This is a genomic window from Curtobacterium sp. ODYSSEY 48 V2 (assembly GCF_023712625.1).
In the GTDB taxonomy this organism is placed as follows: Bacteria; Actinomycetota; Actinomycetes; order Actinomycetales; family Microbacteriaceae; genus Curtobacterium.
Map to the genome: position 1 here is coordinate 135,065 of NZ_JAMAXX010000006.1, position 18,597 is coordinate 153,661.

At 72.5% G+C, this 18,597-nt stretch carries 19 protein-coding genes; 14 read left to right on the top strand and 5 right to left on the bottom strand.

Annotated features, from left to right (window positions below; all coding sequences use genetic code 11):
- A complete protein-coding gene (locus M3666_RS10815) occupies nt 1-837 on the bottom strand; it encodes an ABC transporter permease (protein WP_209684910.1) in 837 nt (278 codons plus the stop codon).
- The gene (locus tag M3666_RS10820) at nt 834-1,841 is read right to left on the bottom strand and encodes an ATP-binding cassette domain-containing protein (RefSeq protein WP_251155200.1); all 1,008 of its coding nucleotides are present in this window, start codon (nt 1,839-1,841) and stop codon (nt 834-836) included. The genes M3666_RS10815 and M3666_RS10820 overlap by 4 nt, the downstream gene beginning before the upstream one ends.
- 165 nt (nt 1,842-2,006) lie before the next feature.
- Between M3666_RS10820 and truA the strand changes: the two genes are divergently transcribed.
- From truA to glmM, 6 genes are all read left to right on the top strand, one after another.
- Complete coding sequence (gene truA / locus M3666_RS10825; RefSeq protein WP_251155201.1) at nt 2,007-2,939, top strand: tRNA pseudouridine(38-40) synthase TruA; 933 nt, start codon at nt 2,007-2,009, stop codon at nt 2,937-2,939.
- Nucleotides 2,936-3,682 carry an MBL fold metallo-hydrolase gene (locus M3666_RS10830; protein ID WP_251155202.1) on the top strand — a complete coding sequence of 249 codons (747 nt, stop codon included), beginning with the start codon at nt 2,936-2,938 and terminating at the stop codon, nt 3,680-3,682. The genes truA and M3666_RS10830 overlap by 4 nt, the downstream gene beginning before the upstream one ends.
- A 139-nt stretch (nt 3,683-3,821) precedes the next feature.
- Entirely contained in the window at nt 3,822-6,629 is a 2,808-nt protein-coding gene (locus tag M3666_RS10835) for an ExeM/NucH family extracellular endonuclease (protein ID WP_251155203.1), read from the top strand.
- 253 nt (nt 6,630-6,882) lie between these two features.
- A complete protein-coding gene (rplM, locus tag M3666_RS10840; RefSeq protein WP_022904636.1) occupies nt 6,883-7,329 on the top strand; it encodes a 50S ribosomal protein L13 in 447 nt (148 codons plus the stop codon).
- Nucleotides 7,330-7,365: 36 nt separating this feature from the next.
- Nucleotides 7,366-7,851 (top strand): 30S ribosomal protein S9, encoded by a 486-nt coding sequence (gene rpsI / locus M3666_RS10845; RefSeq protein WP_066656983.1) that lies wholly within the window; start codon nt 7,366-7,368, stop codon nt 7,849-7,851.
- A gap of 22 nt (nt 7,852-7,873) precedes the next feature.
- On the top strand, nt 7,874-9,250 hold the full coding sequence (gene glmM / locus M3666_RS10850) for a phosphoglucosamine mutase (RefSeq protein WP_066656981.1): 1,377 nt from the start codon (nt 7,874-7,876) through the stop codon (nt 9,248-9,250).
- Nucleotides 9,251-9,403: 153 nt separating this feature from the next.
- On the opposite strand, the gene coaA is transcribed toward glmM, so the two are convergent.
- A complete protein-coding gene (gene coaA / locus M3666_RS10855) occupies nt 9,404-10,348 on the bottom strand; it encodes a type I pantothenate kinase (protein ID WP_251155204.1) in 945 nt (314 codons plus the stop codon).
- A 123-nt stretch (nt 10,349-10,471) separates the two neighbouring features.
- Nucleotides 10,472-10,957: a glutathione peroxidase gene (locus tag M3666_RS10860; protein ID WP_251155205.1), complete on the bottom strand. Its 486-nt coding sequence runs from the start codon at nt 10,955-10,957 to the stop codon at nt 10,472-10,474.
- A gap of 70 nt (nt 10,958-11,027) precedes the next feature.
- On the opposite strand from M3666_RS10860, the gene glmS reads away from it, so the two are divergent.
- From glmS to tsaE, 5 genes are read left to right on the top strand one after another with little or no spacing between them, the layout of a single operon-like run.
- On the top strand, nt 11,028-12,875 hold the full coding sequence (glmS, locus tag M3666_RS10865) for a glutamine--fructose-6-phosphate transaminase (isomerizing) (RefSeq protein WP_209685288.1): 1,848 nt from the start codon (nt 11,028-11,030) through the stop codon (nt 12,873-12,875).
- A gap of 9 nt (nt 12,876-12,884) precedes the next feature.
- Nucleotides 12,885-13,259 carry a holo-ACP synthase gene (locus M3666_RS10870; RefSeq protein ID WP_209685290.1) on the top strand — a complete coding sequence of 125 codons (375 nt, stop codon included), beginning with the start codon at nt 12,885-12,887 and terminating at the stop codon, nt 13,257-13,259.
- Nucleotides 13,256-14,359, top strand: a complete 1,104-nt coding sequence (alr, locus tag M3666_RS10875) for an alanine racemase (RefSeq protein ID WP_251155206.1) — start codon at nt 13,256-13,258, stop codon at nt 14,357-14,359. Before M3666_RS10870 ends, alr (M3666_RS10875) begins: the two co-directional genes overlap by 4 nt.
- Nucleotides 14,356-15,516 (top strand): alanine racemase, encoded by a 1,161-nt coding sequence (alr, locus tag M3666_RS10880; RefSeq protein WP_251155207.1) that lies wholly within the window; start codon nt 14,356-14,358, stop codon nt 15,514-15,516. The genes alr (M3666_RS10875) and alr (M3666_RS10880) overlap by 4 nt, the downstream gene beginning before the upstream one ends.
- Nucleotides 15,513-16,025 (top strand): tRNA (adenosine(37)-N6)-threonylcarbamoyltransferase complex ATPase subunit type 1 TsaE, encoded by a 513-nt coding sequence (tsaE, locus tag M3666_RS10885; RefSeq protein WP_066656963.1) that lies wholly within the window; start codon nt 15,513-15,515, stop codon nt 16,023-16,025. The genes alr (M3666_RS10880) and tsaE overlap by 4 nt, the downstream gene beginning before the upstream one ends.
- Nucleotides 16,026-16,037: 12 nt before the next feature.
- Here the strand turns inward: tsaE and M3666_RS10890 are convergent, their stop codons facing one another.
- On the bottom strand, nt 16,038-16,217 hold the full coding sequence (locus tag M3666_RS10890; RefSeq protein WP_066656960.1) for a hypothetical protein: 180 nt from the start codon (nt 16,215-16,217) through the stop codon (nt 16,038-16,040).
- Nucleotides 16,218-16,298: 81 nt separating this feature from the next.
- Here M3666_RS10890 and tsaB point away from each other — a divergent pair, with 81 nt between their 5' ends.
- From tsaB to tsaD, 3 genes are read left to right on the top strand one after another with little or no spacing between them, the layout of a single operon-like run.
- Nucleotides 16,299-16,922: a tRNA (adenosine(37)-N6)-threonylcarbamoyltransferase complex dimerization subunit type 1 TsaB gene (tsaB, locus tag M3666_RS10895; protein ID WP_066656957.1), complete on the top strand. Its 624-nt coding sequence runs from the start codon at nt 16,299-16,301 to the stop codon at nt 16,920-16,922.
- Nucleotides 16,919-17,461, top strand: a complete 543-nt coding sequence (gene rimI / locus M3666_RS10900) for a ribosomal protein S18-alanine N-acetyltransferase (RefSeq protein WP_235426394.1) — start codon at nt 16,919-16,921, stop codon at nt 17,459-17,461. Before tsaB ends, rimI begins: the two co-directional genes overlap by 4 nt.
- Nucleotides 17,448-18,503: a tRNA (adenosine(37)-N6)-threonylcarbamoyltransferase complex transferase subunit TsaD gene (gene tsaD, locus M3666_RS10905; protein WP_200884118.1), complete on the top strand. Its 1,056-nt coding sequence runs from the start codon at nt 17,448-17,450 to the stop codon at nt 18,501-18,503. The genes rimI and tsaD overlap by 14 nt, the downstream gene beginning before the upstream one ends.
- Nucleotides 18,504-18,597: the final 94 nt, after the last annotated feature.

An 18,597-nucleotide genomic window follows, 5' to 3' on the forward strand; every position in this document is an offset into this window, starting at 1 on the left:
TCAGGCCTTCCGCATGTACGCGCGGACCGTCAGCGGGGCGAACACCGCGACGACCACGGCCGCGCCGAGCAGGCTCAGCCAGAGGTCGCCGCCGACCACGCCGTGGTTCACCAGGTCGCGCACCGCGGTGATGAGGTGCGAGACCGGGTTGACCTCGGTGAACCAGCGCAGCCAGGCGGGCAGCGTGTCGGTCGGGACGAAGGCGTTCGACAGGAACGTCAGCGGGAACAGCACGAGGTTCGCGATGCCGGAGACGCTCGACGCGGTCCGGGCGATGACCCCGAAGTACGCGAAGACCCAGCTGATCGCCCACGCCACCACGATGACGAGCAGCGCCGCGAGGAGCACGGCGCCGAGTCCGCCGGCGGGGCGCAGCCCCATGACGATGCCCACCACGAACGTGATCGTCGTCGCGATGGCGTAGCGGACGGTGTCGGCGAGCAGGGCCCCGGCGAGCGGGGCGATCCGGGCGATCGGGAGCGACCGGAACCGGTCGAACACGCCCTTGTCCATGTCCTCGCGGAGCTGTACGCCGGTGACGACCGACGACGTGATCGCCGTCTGCACGAGGATGCCGGGGATGATCACGGGCAGGTAGCTGCCGACGTCGCCGGAGATCGCGCCGCCGAAGATGTACGTGAACATCACCGTGAAGACGATCGGCATGAGCGTGACGTCGAACAGCTGCTCGGGGGTCCGGCGGATCTTCACGAGTCCGCGGTACGCCATCGTGAACGACTGGCGGACGGTGGCGGCCGGGCCGGTGCCGCCGATCCCGGGTCGGGGTGTCACGCGGGGCGACGACGTGGTGGTGGGGGTCGGGGCGAGGGTGGTCATGCGGGGCTCCCTTCGAGCGCGCGCTCGGACTCGGTGTCGGCGTCGGCGTCCGCGGGCGTCGGCGAGCCGGTGATGGTGAGGAAGACCTCGTCGAGCGTCGGCTTCTGCACGCTCATCTCGGCGAGGGAGACGCCCGCGTCGCGGAACGACACGAGCAGGTCGGTGACCCGGTCGGGCGCCGTCATCGGGGCGGTGAGCCGCGCGCCCTCCGGGCTGACGACCGCCGGGGTGCCGAGCACGCGCTCGACGAGCGATGCCGCGGTCGCGAGGGCGTCCGCATCCGCGTCCGCCAGGCGGAGCTGCAGCGAGGCCGTGCCGACCGAGGACTTCAGCTCGTCCGCGGTGCCCTCGGCCACGACACGTCCGTGGTCGATGACGGCGATGCGGTCGGCGAGCTGGTCGGCCTCGTCGAGGTACTGCGTCGTGAGCAGGACGGTCGACCCGGTCGCGACGAGCTCGCGGATCGTGTCCCACATCTGCGCCCGGGTGCGGGGGTCGAGGCCGGTCGTCGGCTCGTCGAGGAAGATGAGCGGCGGCTGCGCGATGAGGCTCGCGGCCAGGTCGAGCCGGCGGCGCATGCCCCCGGAGAACTTCTTGAGCGGACGCGACGCCGCCTCGGACAGCCCGAAGCGCTCGAGCAGCTCGACCGCCTTGCGCTTCGCGTCGCCGCGGGAGAGGCCGAGCAGCCGCGCGAAGATGACGAGGTTCTCGGTGGCGCTGAGCGTCTCGTCGACGCTCGCGTACTGCCCCGTCACCCCGATCAGGGAGCGGACCGTCTGCGGCTCGCGGCGGACGTCGTGCCCGAAGACGCGGGCCTCGCCGCCGTCCGGCCGCAGCAGGGTCGCGAGCATCGAGATGGTGGTCGTCTTGCCGGCGCCGTTCGGGCCGAGCACGCCGTAGACCGTGCCGGCCTCGACGCGGAGGTCGACCCCGTCCACGGCACGGTTGCTGCCGAACGTCTTGACGAGGCCGGTCGCCTCGACGGCGAGTGGTGTGGTGGTCATCGCACAGGTCCTTTCGTCGATGTCGGGACGATCGTGCCGCCGGCCGCTCACGCGGCACTGACGTGGCGCTGACACGGTCGGACGCTCTCCGTCAGCGGGGCGGGCGCGGTCGTCGTCGGCGGGGCCGGACGGGAGGCCCGTCCCGTCCCCGGTACGCTCGCTCCCGTGGCAGGGACGGACGACTCGGGTGCCGGTGTCGGCGGTGCCGTGCGGCTGCGGCTGGACGTCGCCTACGACGGGGCTGCCTTCTCGGGCTGGGCCCGGCAGCCCGGCCTGCGGACCGTGCAGGGCGCGCTCGAGTCCGCGCTCGCCACGGTCTTCACCCGGTGGGGCGCGCCGCCGCAGCTGACGGTCGCCGGTCGGACGGACGCCGGGGTGCACGCCACCGGGCAGGTCGCCCACGTCGACCTGACCGCGGAGCAGTGGGGTGCGCTCACCCGTCCGCGGCGGTCGTCGCCGGACGGCCCTCCTCGCACCTCGCTCGACGGACTCGTCAAGCGCGTGAACGGTCTCGCCGGGGCGACGGGCGACGTCGTCGTCACGCGCGCGTCGGTCGCACCGGACGGCTTCGACGCCCGGTTCTCCCCGCTCTGGCGGCGCTACGAGTACCGGGTGGCGGACGCCGACGCCCCGCGCGACCCACGTCGCCGCGGGCACACGCTCTGGCACCCGACGCGCCTGGACCCGGCGGCGATGGAGCGCGGTGCGCTGACGTTGCTCGGGCTGCACGACTTCGCGACCTTCTGCAAGCCGCGCGAGGGCGCGACCACGATCCGGACGCTGCAGGAGTTCCGCTGGGACCGCGAGCCGGACGGCGTGCTGGTGGCGCGCCTCCAGGCCGACGCGTTCTGCCACTCCATGGTGCGGGCGATGGTCGGGGCGACCATCGCCGTCGGGGAGGGCCGCTTCGGCCCGGACCGCCTCGAGGAGCTGCGGGTCGCGCAGCAGCGCACGAGCGCGTTCAAGGTCGCACCCGCGGCCGGTCTGACCCTCACCGAGGTGGGCTACCCGGGGGACGACGAGCTCGCGGCCCGGGCGGCGCAGACCCGTGCGCGCCGGACGGACGACGAGCCGGACGCCGGTACCGTCGGGGGATGAGCTCCCGCAGGCCCCGGTCCGTCGTCTCCGTGGCACCCGGTGTGGTGTTCGTCGAGGGGCCGGTCTCGAACTGGGTCGTGCTCGCCGAGGAGGACGGCGTCGCGCTGATCGACGCCGGCTACCCCGCGGACACCGCGCTCGTCCTCGACACCGTGCGCTGGGCGGGGCACGACCTCGGCGACCTCCGACGCATCTACGTCACGCACGGGCACGTCGACCACATCGGGGGCATCCCGGGGATCCTCGAGCGGTACCCGCACGTGCAGGTCCTGGCGCACGCGGACGAACTCGACAACGTGCGCGGGCCGCAGCGGCAGCAGGTCCGGCCGGCGGAGATCGGCGGGCGTCTCGCCGCACCGCGGACGTTCCGCTGGCTGGCGCGGGCCGTCGGTTCCGACGCCCTGCGTCCCGTGACCGTCCCCACCGCCCGGGCCTTCACCGCGCACGACTTCGCGGGGCGTGCGATGACGCCGTTCCCCGCCGTCGGGCACACGGCCGGCTCGACCGCGTACCTGTTGCCGGCCGCGAACGCGATCGTCACCGGGGACGCGGTCGTCTCGCACCACGACACGCTCCCGGGGTCGTGGCAGCCGCGGCCACGCATGATCACGCCGTTCTTCACCGCGGACCAGGCGACGGCGCTCGAGTCCGCGCGGGCGCTGCCGATCCCGGAGATCGTGCTGCCCGGGCACGGACCGGCCGTGCACCGGGTCGGCAGCGGGTGGGTACCGGTCGCCGGCTGAGCCCGCCGCCGGGCACCGTCCCGTCGCCACGCGGCGCACCCCGGACGGGGGTGGACCGGATCGTTCACCTGCCGGAAACCTGAGTGGCCCCGCAGGTCGCTAGCGTGCTGGAGTCCCCCTCCTCCTGCCGAAGGTCAGCATGCCCAACCTCCTGCGGCGCACCGTGCTGTGCGCCACGGTGGCAGCGACGCTCGTCGCCGCCCCGCTCGTCCCCGTCTCCACCGCCGTCGCGGACCCCGCTGGCACCGGCCTCGTCATCGCCGAGGCGTACCTGAAGGGCGGCAGCGCGAACCAGCCGTTCACGAACAAGTTCGTCGAGATCGCGAACCCGACCGACACCGCCGTCGCCGTGGACGGGTGGTCGATCCAGTACCGGGCCGCCGCGAACACCGGCACGCCGTCGGTCGGCAAGCTCGCCGGCACCGTCCCCGCACACGGGTCGTACCTCGTGCAGATGGGCTCGAACGGGACGAACGGCCAGGCGCTGCCCACCCCCGACGCCGTGACCGGCCTCAACCCGTCCGGGTCGACCGGCACGCTCGTCCTGTCCGACCAGGCCACGGCGCTCACGCTGCCGGTCGGCTCGGTCACCACCGGGACGCCCGGCGTCGTCGACCTGCTGGGCTACGGCACGTCGAACACGTTCGAGACCGCCGTCGCGCCGACCGGGACGGCGAACTCCGTGCCGGACGCGCTGCACCGCGACGGCACCGTCGACACCGACTCCAACGCGGCGGACTTCGCCCTGGGCTCGACGGTGACGCCGGAGAACTCCGGTGGCGCCGGCACGACACCGACCGATCCGGGCACCCCCACCGACCCCGGCACGCCGACCACGCCTGCCGAAGCGGTCACGATCGCCGAGCTGCAGGGCACGGGTCCCGCGTCGCCGTACGTGGGGAAGCGCGTCGTCACCGAGGGCGTCGTGACCGCGGTCTACGCCACGGGTGGGCTGAACGGCTACACGATCCAGACCGCCGGTACGGGCGGGGCGGTCGACCTCGCCACCCACACCGCGTCGGACGCCGTGTTCGTGTTCTCCGCCGCGACCGCGGGCAGCGTCGCCATCGGGGACGCCGTGCGCCTCACGGGCACGGTCGCCGAGTACAACGGCCTCACCGAGCTCGAGGTCGGCTCGACCGCCGACGTCGAGGAGCTCCCCGCCGCGGGCGTCGTGCAGCCGGTCCCGGCCACGCTGACCCTGCCGCGCACGGACGCGCAGCGCGAGTCGCTCGAGAGCATGCTGATCGCGCCGCAGGGCGACTACACGGTCGCCGACAACTACACGACGAACCAGTACGGCGAGATCGCGCTCGCCGCGGGCACGAAGCGCCTGATCCAGCCGACCGAGGTCGCCCGCCCGGGCAGCGCCGAGGCCGCGGAGGTCGCCGCCGACAACGCCGCGCGCACGGTGGTCCTCGACGACGGCGCGAGCACGAACTTCCTCAGCGCCGCGAACCAGTCGGTCCCGGTGTCCTGGCTCACGCAGGGCCCGGTCACGGTCGGTGCCGCAGCGACCTTCTCGGAGCCGGTCGTCCTCGACTACCGCAACGACACCTGGAAGTTCCAGCCGACGTCGCCGATCACCGGTGCGACGCCCGCGGCAGACCTGCCCGCGTCGTTCTCGCAGGTCCGCACCGCGGCCCCCGAGAACGTCGGTGGGGACCTCAAGCTCGCCGGGTTCAACGTGCTGAACTACTTCCCGACCACGGGCGATCAGCTCACCGGCTGCACGTACTACACCGACCGCGACGGCGACCCCGTGACCGTCCGCGGTGGCTGCGACGCCCGTGGCGCCGCGAACGCCGACGACCTCGAGCGCCAGCAGGTGAAGATCGTGAAGGCGATCAACGCCCTCGGTGCCGACGTGGTCTCCCTCGAGGAGATCGAGAACTCAGCACGGTTCGGCAAGGACCGCGACGCCGCCGTCGGCACGCTCGTCTCGGCGCTGAACGCGGCGACCGGCCAGGACACCTGGGCGTACGTGCCGTCCCCGGCGGTGCTGCCCGCGAGCGAGGACGTCATCCGCCTCGCCCTCATCTACAAGCAGGACCGCGTCGCACCCGTCGGCGAGTCGACCATCCTCGACGACCCGGCCTTCGCGAACGCCCGCCAGCCCGTCGCGGACGCCTTCCGCCCGGTCGGCGGGGACGCGGACGACGACTTCCTGGTGATCGCGAACCACTTCAAGTCGAAGGGCTCCGGCTCGGGCGCGGACGCCGACCAGGGCGACGGCCAGGGTGCCTCGAACGCGTCCCGCGTGGCACAGGCGACGGCGCTCGCCGCGTTCTCGACCACCGAGCAGGAGAAGTACGGCACGGACAGGGTGTTCATGCTCGGCGACTTCAACGCCTACAGCGAGGAGGACCCGATGGTCGTCCTGCGCGACGCCGGCTACACCGACCTCGGGCCGGCGAAGGACCCGACCGAGTACTCCTACGTGTTCAGCGGCCTGAGCGGTTCGCTCGACCACGTGCTGGCCTCACCCGCGGCGCTCGAGGCCGTGACCGGCGTGGACATCTGGAACATCAACTCGACCGAGTCGGTGGGCCTGGAGTACAGCCGCTACGACTACAACGTCACCGACCTGTACCGCGACGACGTGTACCGGGCGAGCGACCACGACCCGATCCTGGTCGGCTTCGACCTGGCCGAGGACGAGACCCCGACGCCGGGTGACGGTGGTACGCCGGGCAACGGCGGGACCCCCGGCGGACCCGGCCACGGCGGCGACCACCCGGGCAAGCCGGGTCACGGCGGCGACCACCCGGGCAAGCCGGGTCACGGCGGCGACCACCCGGGCAAGCCGGGTCACGGTGACGGGAAGCCGGGCAAGCCCGGCCACGGTGACGGCAAGCCGGGCGGGCCCGGTCACGGTGGGTTCGTCGCGGACGTCGTCCGTGTCGTGCTCGGGGTGTTCGGCTGGCTGCGTGGACTGTTCGGCTGAGGTGACCACGGCCCGGACGTGACCGTGTGACGGACGGGAGGCGCGGTGTCGGACGGCACCGCGCCTCCCGTCCGTCACGGCCCCGTTCGACAAGGCGAGCCGCGTCGGGTAGGCTCTCACCTTGGTCTGTGCGCCCCGTGCGCCGGACAGTCAGATGAGCCCTCCACCGGGCAGTTCCACGAGCATCGCCCGCGGAACACCCACCGGAGCGGGATTCACGGACTCCTCACCTCGACACGAAAGCAGCACTCCTGTGACTCGTACGTTCTCCCCGAAGCCGGCAGACGTCCAGCACGACTGGATCGTCATCGACGCGACCGACGTCGTCCTCGGCCGTCTCGCCACCCACGCCGCGGCGCTCCTGCGCGGCAAGCACAAGGCCACCTTCGCCCAGCACATGGACATGGGTGACTACGTCATCATCATCAACGCGGACAAGGTCGCCCTCACCGGCTCCAAGCTCGCGAAGAAGGTCTACTACCGTCACTCGGGCTACCCGGGCGGCCTCACGGCGACCTCCTACCCGGAGATGCTCGAGAAGCACCCGACCCGCGCCGTCGAGAAGGCGATCCGCGGCATGCTGCCGAAGAACACCCTCGGCCGTGAGCAGCTCAAGAAGCTGAAGGTCTACGCCGGCGCAGAGCACCCGCACGCCGCGCAGCAGCCCAAGGCGTACACCTTCGACCAGGTCGCACAGTAGTTCCGGCCACGACGACTTCAAGGACTGATAAAACTCATGGCTCAGATCGCTGACTCCCTCGACCAGACCCCGGAGAGCTTCACCACCGAGAGCGCCCCGGCGTCCTCGGAGGCCGCTCCCCGCCAGATCCTCAACGTCTCGGGCGGTGCCGTCGGGCGCCGCAAGGAGGCCATCGCCCGCGTGCGTCTCGTCCCCGGTGGCGGCTCGTTCACGGTCAACGGCCGCACGCTCGAGGACTACTTCCCGAACAAGCTGCACCAGCAGCTGATCAACGACCCGTTCAAGGTGCTCGAGCTCCTCGGCGCCTACGACGTCGTCGCTCGCATCACCGGTGGTGGCCCCTCGGGTCAGGCCGGTGCGCTCCGCCTCGCCATCGCGCGTGCGCTGAACGAGATCGACCGCGAGAACAACCGCGCCACCCTCAAGAAGGCCGGCTTCCTCACCCGTGACGCTCGCGTCATCGAGCGCAAGAAGGCCGGTCTCAAGAAGGCCCGCAAGGCGTCGCAGTTCTCGAAGCGCTAGTCGCGCGACGAACCCGATCGCAATGCCGCGTCTGTTCGGTACCGACGGTGTTCGTGGACTCGCCAACGGCGAGCTGACGGCCGCGCTGGCTCTGGGTCTCGCCCAGGCCAGCGCGGCCGTGCTCACACACGGACACCATGCGGACGCCCGCCGGGCGTCCGGTCGACCGCGCCCCCGCGCGGTCCTGGCGCGCGACCCGCGCGTCTCCGGTGAGTTCCTGGGTGCCGCGGTCGCGGCCGGTCTCGCTTCCGCCGGTGTCGACGTGCTCGACGCCGGGGTCATCCCCACCCCCGCTGCGGCGTTCCTCGTCGCGGACATCGACGCCGACTTCGGCGTGATGATCTCCGCGTCCCACAACCCCGCGCCCGACAACGGGATCAAGTTCTTCGCCACGGGCGGCCGCAAGCTGCCGGACGAGGTCGAGGACCGCATCGAAGCGGCCATGCACGACCAGTCCGCCCCGACGCCCACCGGTGGCGACGTCGGCCGGATCACCCGCTTCGCCGACGCCGAGGACCGCTACGTCGTCCACCTGCTCGGCACGCTGCCGCACCGGCTCGACGGCCTGCACGTCGTGCTCGACTGCGCGAACGGTGCCGCCGCGGGCGTCTCGCCCGAGGTCTTCGTCAACGCCGGCGCTCGCGTCACGCTCATCGGCGCGGACCCGGACGGCATGAACATCAACGACGGTGTGGGCTCGACCCACATCGACAACCTCGCCGCCGCCGTGCTGGCGCACGGCGCCGACGTGGGCATCGCGCACGACGGCGACGCCGACCGCTGCCTCGCGGTGGACGCCGCCGGCAACGCCGTCGACGGCGACCAGATCATGGCGATCCTGGCGCTCTCGCTCCAGGAGCGGGGCCGGCTCGCCGACGACACGCTCGTCGCGACCGTCATGTCGAACCTCGGGCTCAAGCGGGCCATGGCGGACGCGGGCATCACGGTGCTCGAGACCGGCGTGGGCGACCGCTACGTGCTCGAGAAGATGAACGAGGGCGGCTTCTCGCTCGGTGGCGAGCAGTCCGGCCACATCATCTTCAACGACTACGCCACCACCGGCGACGGCGTGCTGACGGGCCTGCACCTGGTGGCCGAGATGGCCCGCACGGGCAAGAGCCTGCAGGAGCTCGCGTCGTGCATGACCGTCTTCCCGCAGGTGCTCCTCAACGTGCGCGGTGTCGACCGCCACGGGCTGGACGACCAGGGCGTGCAGGACGCGATCGCCGCGGCGACCGAGGCCCTCGGCGACGCCGGTCGGGTGCTGCTGCGACCGTCGGGCACCGAGCCCGTCGTCCGCGTGATGGTCGAGGCGGCGTCGCAGGAGGATGCGCAGCGGGTCGCCGAGGAGCTGGCCGCCGTCGTGCGCGACCGGCTGGCGATCGACGCGGCCGCGTAGGGCACTCGCACGCGACGTCCCGGGTCGTCGGAACAACCGGAAGCGGCTCGCGCCACGTGTGATCACGTGGCGCGAGCCGCTTCCGGTTGTTCGCGAGCAGGTCGCGCCGCGGGACGACCGAGGCGGCACGGCGCCCTCGCCCACCGCCCCGCGTCAGATCTTGCGGAGCAGCACCGAGTTGACCTTGTGGTTCGCGCCCTTCTTGAGCACGAGCGTCGCCCGGGAGCGCGTGGGCAGCACGTTCTCGAGCAGGTTCGGCTCGTTGATCGCCCGCCAGACCTCGGTCGCGGTCCGGACCGCGTCCTCGCGCGACAGCGAGGCGAAGCGGTGGAAGAACGAGTCCGGGCTCGAGAACGCCTCCTCCTGCAGGGCGAGGAACCGGTCGACGTACCAGGACTCGATGTCCTTGGTCTTCGCGTCGACGTAGATCGTGAAGTCGAACAGGTCGGACAGCGCGAGCCGCCCGTGCACCGGCGGCGCGAGCACGTTGAGGCCCTCGACGATGAGGACGTCCGGCTGCCGCACGACGATCTCGGCGTCGGGGACGATGTCGTAGACGAGGTGCGAGTAGAACGGCGCACGCACCTCGGCCGCCCCGCTCTTCACCTGGCTGACGAACCGCAGCAGCGCACGACGGTCGTACGACTCCGGGAAGCCCTTGCGGTCCATGATCCCGCGGCGCTCGAGCTCGGCGTTCGGGTACAGGAAGCCATCGGTTGTCACGAGTTCGACCCGCGGGGTGTCCGGCCAGCGCTTCGTCAGCTCGCGGAGCAGTCGCGCGACGGTCGACTTGCCGACCGCCACCGACCCGGCGACACCGATCACGAAGGGCGTCCGGCCGGCCCGCTCACCGAGGAAGCGGCTCGTCTCGGCGTGCAGGTCCCTGGCCCCGGCCGCGTACAGCGTCAGCAGGCGGGAGAGCGGCAGGTAGACCTCCAGGACCTCCTGCATGTCGAGCCGGTCGCCGAGGCCGCGCAGCTGCACGATCTCGGTCTCGGTGAGCGACAGGTGCTCCTTCGGTGCGAGCTGGGACCACTCGTCGCGCGGGATCTCCACGAACGGGGTCGGGTGCGCGACGGTGGCTTCCGTGATCGGCATGGGCACGAGCGTACAGACGGGAGGCGCGGCGGACGTGCGTGGACCGGCTGCGGTGATCCGCGCCTCCCGTCCGGTGCCCGGTGCGTGTCCGCAGGACGCGACCCGTCGTGCGGACGGTGACCGTCAGGCCGGCAGGGCCGCCTCGATGGCGGCGACGACCTCGGGGGCGTCCGGCTTCGTGGTCGGACGGAAGCGCGTGACGGAGCCGTCGGGGGCGACGAGGAACTTCTCGAAGTTCCAGCTCACCCGGCCGGCCTTGCCGGAGGCGTCGGGCGTCTCCTTGAGTGCCTGGTAGAGCGGGTGGGCGCCCCTGCCGTTCACCTTCACCTTCTCGGACATCGGGAAGGTCACACCCCAGGTGGTGGAGCAGTACTCGTCGATCGCCTCGGACGAGCCGAGTTCCTGCAGGAACTGGTTGCTCGGGAAACCGAGGACCGTGAAGCCGCGGTCGCCGTAAGTCTTCTGCAGGGCCTCGAGCTGCTCGTACTGCGGCGCGAGTCCGCAGCGCGAGGCGACGTTCACGACGAGGACGGCCCGGTCCGAGAACTGCGCGAAGGTGGTGTGCTCCCCGTGCAGCGTGGTGATGTCGATGTCGTCGAAGCGTCCCATGTCCCGAACGGTATCCCCACTCCTGCGGACTTGCAGGGTTGATCTCCAGCCAGACCGTAGGATCGTGCGCATGTGTGGAATCGTGGGCTACGTCGGCAGCAAGAGCAGCCAGGAGGTCCTCCTCGGTGGTCTCCGTCGTCTCGAGTACCGCGGCTACGACTCGGCGGGCATCGCCGTCGTCGACCGGCCGGGTGACCTCGTCTCGGCGAAGAAGGCCGGCAAGCTGCAGGCCCTGGTCGAGGAGCTCGAGTCGCACCCGATCGCCGACGGTGCCACCGGCATCGGGCACACCCGCTGGGCGACCCACGGCGGCCCGACCGACGGCAACGCCCACCCGCACCTGGCGGACGGCGGCAAGCTCGCGCTCATCCACAACGGCATCATCGAGAACTTCTCCGAGCTGAAGCAGGAGCTCGTCGCCGAGGGCGTCGAGTTCACCAGCGAGACCGACTCCGAGGTCGCCGCGCACCTCGTCGGTCGTGCGTTCCGCGAGACCGGGGACCTGACCGCTGCCATGCAGCAGGTCGTGCAGCGGCTCGAGGGTGCCTTCACGCTCCTCGTCGTGCACGCCGACCAGCCGGGCGTCGTCGTCGGTGCGCGCCGCAACTCGCCGCTCGTCGTGGGCCTCGGTGACGGCGAGAACTTCATGGGCTCCGACGTCGCGGCCTTCGTCGCCTACACGCAGCGTGCCCTCGCGATCGGCCAGGACGAGATCGCGACGATCCGTCCCGACGGCGTCGAGGTCGTGCACTTCGACGGCTCGCCGGCGACCCCCGAGGAGTTCGAGGTCAGCTGGGACGCCTCCGCCGCGGACAAGGGCGGCTGGAGCTCCTTCATGGCCAAGGAGATCAGCGAGGAGCCCGAGGCCGTCGCCAAGACGATCCTCGGTCGCGTGCACGACGGTGCCGTGACGCTGACCGACCTCGACCCGATCGCCGATCGGCTGCAGCAGGTCGACCGTGTCATCGTGATCGCGTGCGGCACGGCGGCGTACGCCGGCATCCTCGGCAAGTACGCCATCGAGCAGTGGGCACGCGTCCCCGTCGAGGTCGAGCTCGCCCACGAGTTCCGCTACCGCGACCCGGTGCTGAGCGACCGCACCCTCGTCGTCTCGATCAGCCAGTCGGGCGAGACCATGGACACGCTCATGGCCGTCAAGTACGCCCGCGAGCAGGGTGCGCAGGTGCTCTCGATCTGCAACACGCAGGGCGCCACCATCCCGCGCGAGTCCGACGCGGTGATCTACACGCACGCCGGCCCCGAGGTCGCCGTCGCGTCGACCAAGGCCTTCATCGCCCAGGGCGTCGCGCTCTACCTGCTCGGGCTGCACCTCGCCACGCTCAAGGGCACGCTCACGGCCGAGCAGATCGCCGAGCAGGTCAGCGAGCTCGAGGGCCTCGCACCGAAGCTCCAGCAGACCATCGACGACGCGTCCGGCGTCGCCGAGCTGGCGAAGTGGATGGCGGACACCCGGAGCGTGCTGTTCCTCGGCCGCCACGTCGGGTACCCGATCGCGCTCGAGGGGGCCCTCAAGCTCAAGGAGCTCGCGTACATCCACGCCGAGGGCTTCGCCGCCGGTGAGCTCAAGCACGGCCCGATCGCGCTCATCGAGCCGGGGCAGATCGTCTTCGTGATCGTGCCGTCGCCGCGCGACCCGCGTTCGCTGCACCCGAAGGTGGTCTCGAACATCCAGGAGATCCGCGCCCGCGGTGCCCGGGTGATCGCGATCGCCGAGGAGGGCGACGCCGCCGTGCTGCCCTTCGCGGACGAGGTCCTGCGGATCCCGCTCGCCACGCCGCTGTTCGAGCCGCTGCTGGCCGTCGCGCCGCTGCACATGTTCGGCATGGAGCTCGCCGCCGCCAAGGGGCTCGACGTCGACCAGCCGCGCAACCTGGCGAAGTCGGTCACCGTCGAGTAGGCCCGCGTCGTGATCATCGGCATCGGGGTCGACGTCGTCGACACGGAGCGGTTCCGGGGTGTGCTCGAACGCACCCCGGCGCTCCGGACGCGGCTGTTCACCCCGGCCGAGCAGCTGCGCGACGGGGAGCCCCGACCGGTGTCGTCGCTCGCGGCCCGGTTCGCGGCGAAGGAAGCCCTCATCAAGGCGTTCGGGTCCAGTGCCGGGCTCAGCTGGCAGGACCTCGAGGTCGTGTCGGACGACCAGCGGAACCCGTCGCTCACGCTGCACGAGGGCGCTCGTCGGGTGGCGGCGGACCGGGGTGTGACGGACGTCCACCTGTCGCTGTCGCACGACGGCGGTATCGCGACGGCGTTCGTCGTCATCGAAGGAGGGGGCGCATGAGCGCGTTCACGGGGATCACGGTCGACCGCGAGGCCCTCATCGCGAACTACGCCACGGTGTCCGAGCAGGTGGCGCCGGCGGGTGTCATCGCGGTCGTCAAGGCGAACGCGTACGGGCACGGTGCGGTCGACGCCGCACGGGCGTTCGTCGACGCCGGTGCCGAGTGGCTCGGGGTCGCCGACGTCGAGGAGGGCATCGCGCTCCGCCGCGCCGGCATCCACGAGGGCGTCCGGATCCTGGCGTGGCTGCACGCCCCGGACGAGGACTTCCGCCGCGCCGCGCAGTACGACGTCACCCCGGCGGTGTCGAGCGTGTCCCAGCTCGCGGCCGCGGCCGACTCCGAGGTGCCCGCGGTGCACGTCTGCGTCGACACCGGGCTGAGCCGGAACGGCGCGGTCGAGTCCGAGTGGGCCGAGCTCTTCGACACCGCCGGGCGGATCGCCCGGGCCGGCGGGCGCACCCGCGTCGAGGGGCTCATGTCGCACCTGTCGAACGCGTCGCGTGCCGACGATCTCGACCAGGACGCCGCACTCCAGCGGGCGCTCGACGGCCTGGCGGCGAACGGCATCGTGCCGGACATCGTGCACCTCGCCGCGAGCGCCGCGGGCATCGCGGTGCCGGAGACGCGCCACGACGCCGCACGGGTCGGGCTCGCGCTCTACGGGCTCAGCCCCTTCGCCGACCGCACCTCGGCCGACCTCGGGCTCCGCCCGGCGATGCGCGTGACCGCCGCGGTGCTGCGGACCGTCCCGGTGGCCGCGGGCGACGGCGTCAGCTACGGCTACACCTGGCGTGCAGCGACGGACACCCGGCTCGCGGTGATCGGCCTCGGGTACGCCGACGGCTTCGACCGCGACCTCGGCAACCGGGTGTCGGTGCGCATCGGCGACCGGGAGTTCCCCGTCGTCGGCCGCGTCGCGATGAACGCCATGCACATCGACATCGGCGACGCCGACGTCCGGGTGGGCGACGAGGTCGTGCTCTGGGGCGACCCGGCGGACGGCGACCCCGCGGTCGAGGACTGGGCAGCGGCGATCGACACCATCAACTACGAGGTGGTCGCCAGGGTCGGCCGCAGCGTGGAACGGAGGACGACGTGAACGCCCCCCTTCGTCGGGCCCGGATCGACCTCGACGCCTACCGGTCGAACCTCGACCTCGTGCGCGAGTGGATGCACCCGGTCGAGGTCATGGCGATCATGAAGGCCGACGCCTACGGGCACGGTCTCGAGCCGATCGCGCTCGCGGCCGTCGACGCCGGCATCCGCTGGATCGGCGTGCTGACCGTGCCGGCCGCGCTGCGCCTCCGGGCGATCGGCGTCGGCGAGGACGTGCACCTGTTCACCTGGCAGCACGACCCGGCGCTCGACTTCCGCGACGCCGTGGACTCGGCGATCGACCTCGGCGTCTCGAACGTCGCCGAGCTGCAGCGGGTCGTCGACGCCGTCGACCAGCGTCCGGCACGGGTCCACCTCGGCGTCGACTCCGGCTTGCACCGCGACGGCGCGACCGCGGACGCCTGGCCGGAGCTGGTGGCACTCGCGGTCGACGCGCAGCGCGCCGGCCGGATCGAGGTCGTCGCGGCGTACACGCACCTCGCGGAGTCGTCGGACGAGGACGACAGTGCCGCGGTCGCCGTGTTCGACCGGGCCGTCGAGACCGCGGAGGACCTCGGGCTCGACCTGCCGATGGAGCACGTCGCGGCCTCGCTCGCCGGGCTCGAGCGGAAGGAGTTCCGCAAGGACATGGTGCGGATGGGCGCGAACCTGCTCGGCATCCCGGGTGCCGAGGGCGTGTCCGCCGCCGACCTCGGGCTCGAGCCGGTGATGACGCTCACGGCCTCGGTCGCGAAGACGAAACGGGTCCCGGTCGACACCGGCGTCTCCTACGACTACACGTACCGCACCACGTCGGAGACCACCCTGGCGCTCGTGCCCGTGGGCTACGCGGACGGGGTGCCGCGTCGCGCGCAGGGCCGCGTCGAGGTGACGATCGGCGGGAAGCGGTACCCGGTCGCCGGTCGCGTCGCGATGGACCAGTTCCTGGTCGACGTCGGCGACGACGAGGTCCGCGTCGGCGACGAGGTCGTGCTGTTCGGCACGGGGGAGCACGGCGAGATGACCGTCCTCGAGTGGGGCGAGGCGCTCGGCACCATCGGGGAAGAGGTGACCTGCCGGATCGGGGCCCGCGTCCCGCGCGAGGTCGTCGGGCACCAGGTCGAGGGCCGGGTCGGCGACTACCTGCGGGAGCAGCCGTGACGGACGCCCGGGTGCTGCTCGACACGACGGTGTCGACGACCGACGAGATGGGTGTGCTCGGTGCGCGGCTCGCACGTGTCCTGCGTGCCGGCGACCTCGTCGTGCTGACCGGGCCGCTCGGTGCGGGCAAGACGACGCTCACGCGTGGCCTCGGGGCCGCGCTCGGCGCGCGGGGGCAGGTGTCGAGCCCCACCTTCGTCCTCGCCCGGACCCACCCGACGACGACCGGCCCGGACCTGGTCCACGTCGACGCCTACCGGTTGAGCGACCCCGTGGAGCTCGACGACCTCGACCTCGACTGGGACGCCTCGGTCGTGGTGGTCGAGTGGGGCCGGGGCTTCGTCGACGGCATCGCGGACAGCATCCTCGACGTGGAGATCGTCCGTGCGACGGGAGCGGACGCGCCCGACGGCGACGCCGACGACCTCGACCCCGACGACGTTCCCGACGAGCCCCGACGGGTGATCGTCACCGCGACCGGGCCGCGCTGGGCGGACGTCACGCTCTGACGGATCGCCGGGTCAGCCCGACCGCACCGAGGTGGTCGGGTCGATGAAGAAGTCGGCGTAGGCCGGGTCGTCGACCGGCAACCACCCGAGTCGGGCGTGCACGAGCGCGTCGACGTCCGCGGGCGGCAGCAGGCCCCGACGGCGCCACTGCTCGGGATCGCGGTGCGCTGCCGTGCGCGGTGTCCAGGGCATCGGTGACCTCCCTCGTGCAGGTGGAACATCACCGGACACTACGCCACCGTCCGCCGTCCCGATCGCGCCTACGATGGACGCGTGCTCCTCGCCATCGACACGTCCGCCGGCACCTCGGTCGCCGTCGTCGACCCGGCCAGCGGTCGTGTGCTCGCCGAGCGCAGCACCGACGACTCCCGCCGGCACGCCGAGGTGATCGGCCCGTTCCTCGCCGAGGTGCTCGCCGAGGCCGACGTCACCGGTGCCGACGTCACCGGGGTGGTCGCCGGCACGGGCCCCGGCCCCTTCACCGGCCTGCGCGTCGGGATCGCCGCCGCGCGCACCTTCGCCGCCGCCCGCGGCGTCCCCCTCCTCCCGCTCGTCAGCCACGACGCGATCGCGGCCGACCTGCAGCGGCACCCCGTCGTCGTCCTGACGGACGCGCGCCGCCGCGAGGTCTACTGGAGCGCCCACGACGAGACCGGCACGCGGGTCGCCGGTCCCGGACTCGCGAAGCCGGCGGACCTGGACGAGGCGATCCGCGCCTCCCGTCCGGAGGCCGTCGACTGGCCCCGCGAGACCGTCACGACCGTCCCGGCCGGGAGGCTCGGGTCGCTGGCAGCAGACCGGCTCGCCTCCGGCGCGCCCTTCGCCGACGACACCCCCCTCTACCTGCGTGACCCCGACGTCACCGTGCCGGGGGCCCCGAAGCGGGTCGTCCGGTGACCGGACTGCCCGCCGGCCTGCGGCTGCGCCGCGCGGTCCCGCAGGACCTCGACGACGTCATGTTCCTCGAGCACACGTCGTTCCCGACGGACGCCTGGACCTCGTCGCAGATGGCGGGGGAGCTGTGGTCCCCGCACGGGTACTACGTCGTGGTCGAGACGACCGAGGACGGCGCCCCGACGGTCGTCGGCTACGCCGGGCTGTCCTCGCTCGCGGGCAACCCCGTCGCCGACGTGCAGACCATCGCGGTCGCTGCCGAGCAGCGGGGCCGGGGCATCGGGAAGGTGCTCTTCACGGAGCTCCTCGACGAGGCCCGACGGCGTGAGGTGCACGAGGTGTTCCTCGAGGTGCGCGCCGACAACCCCGTGGCGCAGGCGATGTACACCGCTGCCGGGTTCGAGCGCATCGCCGTGCGGCCCCGCTACTACCAGCCCGACGGTGTCGACGCGTGGGTGATGCGGGCGGAGCTCCCCGTCACCCCCGGTGCGTCCACCGGTGTCGGACCGATCGGACAGGAGACCCTCGGTGAGCGCGACTGAACCCCTGGTGCTCGGCATCGAGACGAGCTGTGACGAGACCGGCGTGGGCATCGTCCGCGGGACCACCCTGCTCGCCAACGTCATCGCGTCGAGCATGGACGAGCACGCCCGCTACGGCGGCGTCGTGCCCGAGGTGGCCGCACGGGCGCACCTCGAGGCCATGACCCCGACCCTGCACGAGGCCCTCGACCGCGCGGGTGTCACGCTCGACGAGCTCGACGCCGTCGCCGTGACCGCCGGCCCGGGGCTCGCCGGTGCCCTGATGGTCGGGGTGGGCGCAGCCAAGGCACTGGCGGTCGCGACGGGCAAGCCGCTGTACGGCGTGAACCACCTGGTCGGGCACGTCGGTGCGGACGTCCTGCGTGCGGACGGCAGCGCGATCGAGCTGCCGACCGTGGCGCTGCTCGTGTCCGGCGGCCACACGTCGCTGCTGCTCGTGCGGGACCTGGTCGGCGACGTCGAACTGCTCGGCGAGACGATCGACGACGCGGCCGGCGAGGCGTTCGACAAGGTCGCACGCCTGCTCGGACTGCCCTACCCGGGCGGGCCGCAGATCGACCGGGCGGCAGCGGAGGGCGACCCGACCGCGATCCGGTTCCCGCGCGGCCTGACGCTGCCGAAGGACATGGCGCAGCACCGGTACGACTTCTCGTTCTCCGGGCTGAAGACCGCCGTCGCGCGGTGGGTCGAGAAGTGCCGGGACGAGGGCCGCGAGGTCCCCGTCGCCGACGTCGCGGCGTCGTTCCGCGAGGCCGTCGTCGACGTGCTCCTCACGAAGGCGCTCGCCGCGTGCCGGGACACCGGTGTCGACCGCCTGCTGCTCGGGGGTGGGGTCGTCGCGAACGCACGGTTGCGCGCCGTCGCCGAGGAACGCTGCGCTGCCGCCGGGGTCGCGCTGCGGATCCCACCGTTCGACCTCTGCACCGACAACGGGGCCATGATCGCCGCGGTCGGTGCGCGCCTGGTGGCAGAGGGGCACGCGCCGAGCGACCTCGGCATCGCGGCGGACTCCACGCTGCCGGTGACGACCGTCCAGGTCTGAGTCGCGCGGCCGGGTGGCGCACGCCGACGCCTGAACCGGCTCCCGGCCCGTGTGGGAGGATGCTCAGCAGGCACCGACCGACCGGGTGCCGGGA

What these genes read in the sequence shown, in the direction of transcription:
- M3666_RS10815 (WP_209684910.1), bottom strand. Translation starts at nt 837, where the DNA reads ATGACCACCCTCGCCCCGACCCCCACCACCACGTCGTCGCCCCGCGTG.
- M3666_RS10820 (WP_251155200.1), bottom strand. Translation starts at nt 1,841, where the DNA reads ATGACCACCACACCACTCGCCGTCGAGGCGACCGGCCTCGTCAAGACG.
- M3666_RS10830 (WP_251155202.1), top strand. Translation starts at nt 2,936, where the DNA reads ATGAGCTCCCGCAGGCCCCGGTCCGTCGTCTCCGTGGCACCCGGTGTG.
- M3666_RS10835 (WP_251155203.1), top strand. Translation starts at nt 3,822, where the DNA reads ATGCCCAACCTCCTGCGGCGCACCGTGCTGTGCGCCACGGTGGCAGCG.
- rpsI (WP_066656983.1), top strand. Translation starts at nt 7,366, where the DNA reads ATGGCTCAGATCGCTGACTCCCTCGACCAGACCCCGGAGAGCTTCACC.
- glmM (WP_066656981.1), top strand. Translation starts at nt 7,874, where the DNA reads ATGCCGCGTCTGTTCGGTACCGACGGTGTTCGTGGACTCGCCAACGGC.
- coaA (WP_251155204.1), bottom strand. Translation starts at nt 10,348, where the DNA reads ATGCCGATCACGGAAGCCACCGTCGCGCACCCGACCCCGTTCGTGGAG.
- M3666_RS10860 (WP_251155205.1), bottom strand. Translation starts at nt 10,957, where the DNA reads ATGGGACGCTTCGACGACATCGACATCACCACGCTGCACGGGGAGCAC.
- glmS (WP_209685288.1), top strand. Translation starts at nt 11,028, where the DNA reads ATGTGTGGAATCGTGGGCTACGTCGGCAGCAAGAGCAGCCAGGAGGTC.
- alr (WP_251155206.1), top strand. Translation starts at nt 13,256, where the DNA reads ATGAGCGCGTTCACGGGGATCACGGTCGACCGCGAGGCCCTCATCGCG.
- M3666_RS10890 (WP_066656960.1), bottom strand. Translation starts at nt 16,217, where the DNA reads ATGCCCTGGACACCGCGCACGGCAGCGCACCGCGATCCCGAGCAGTGG.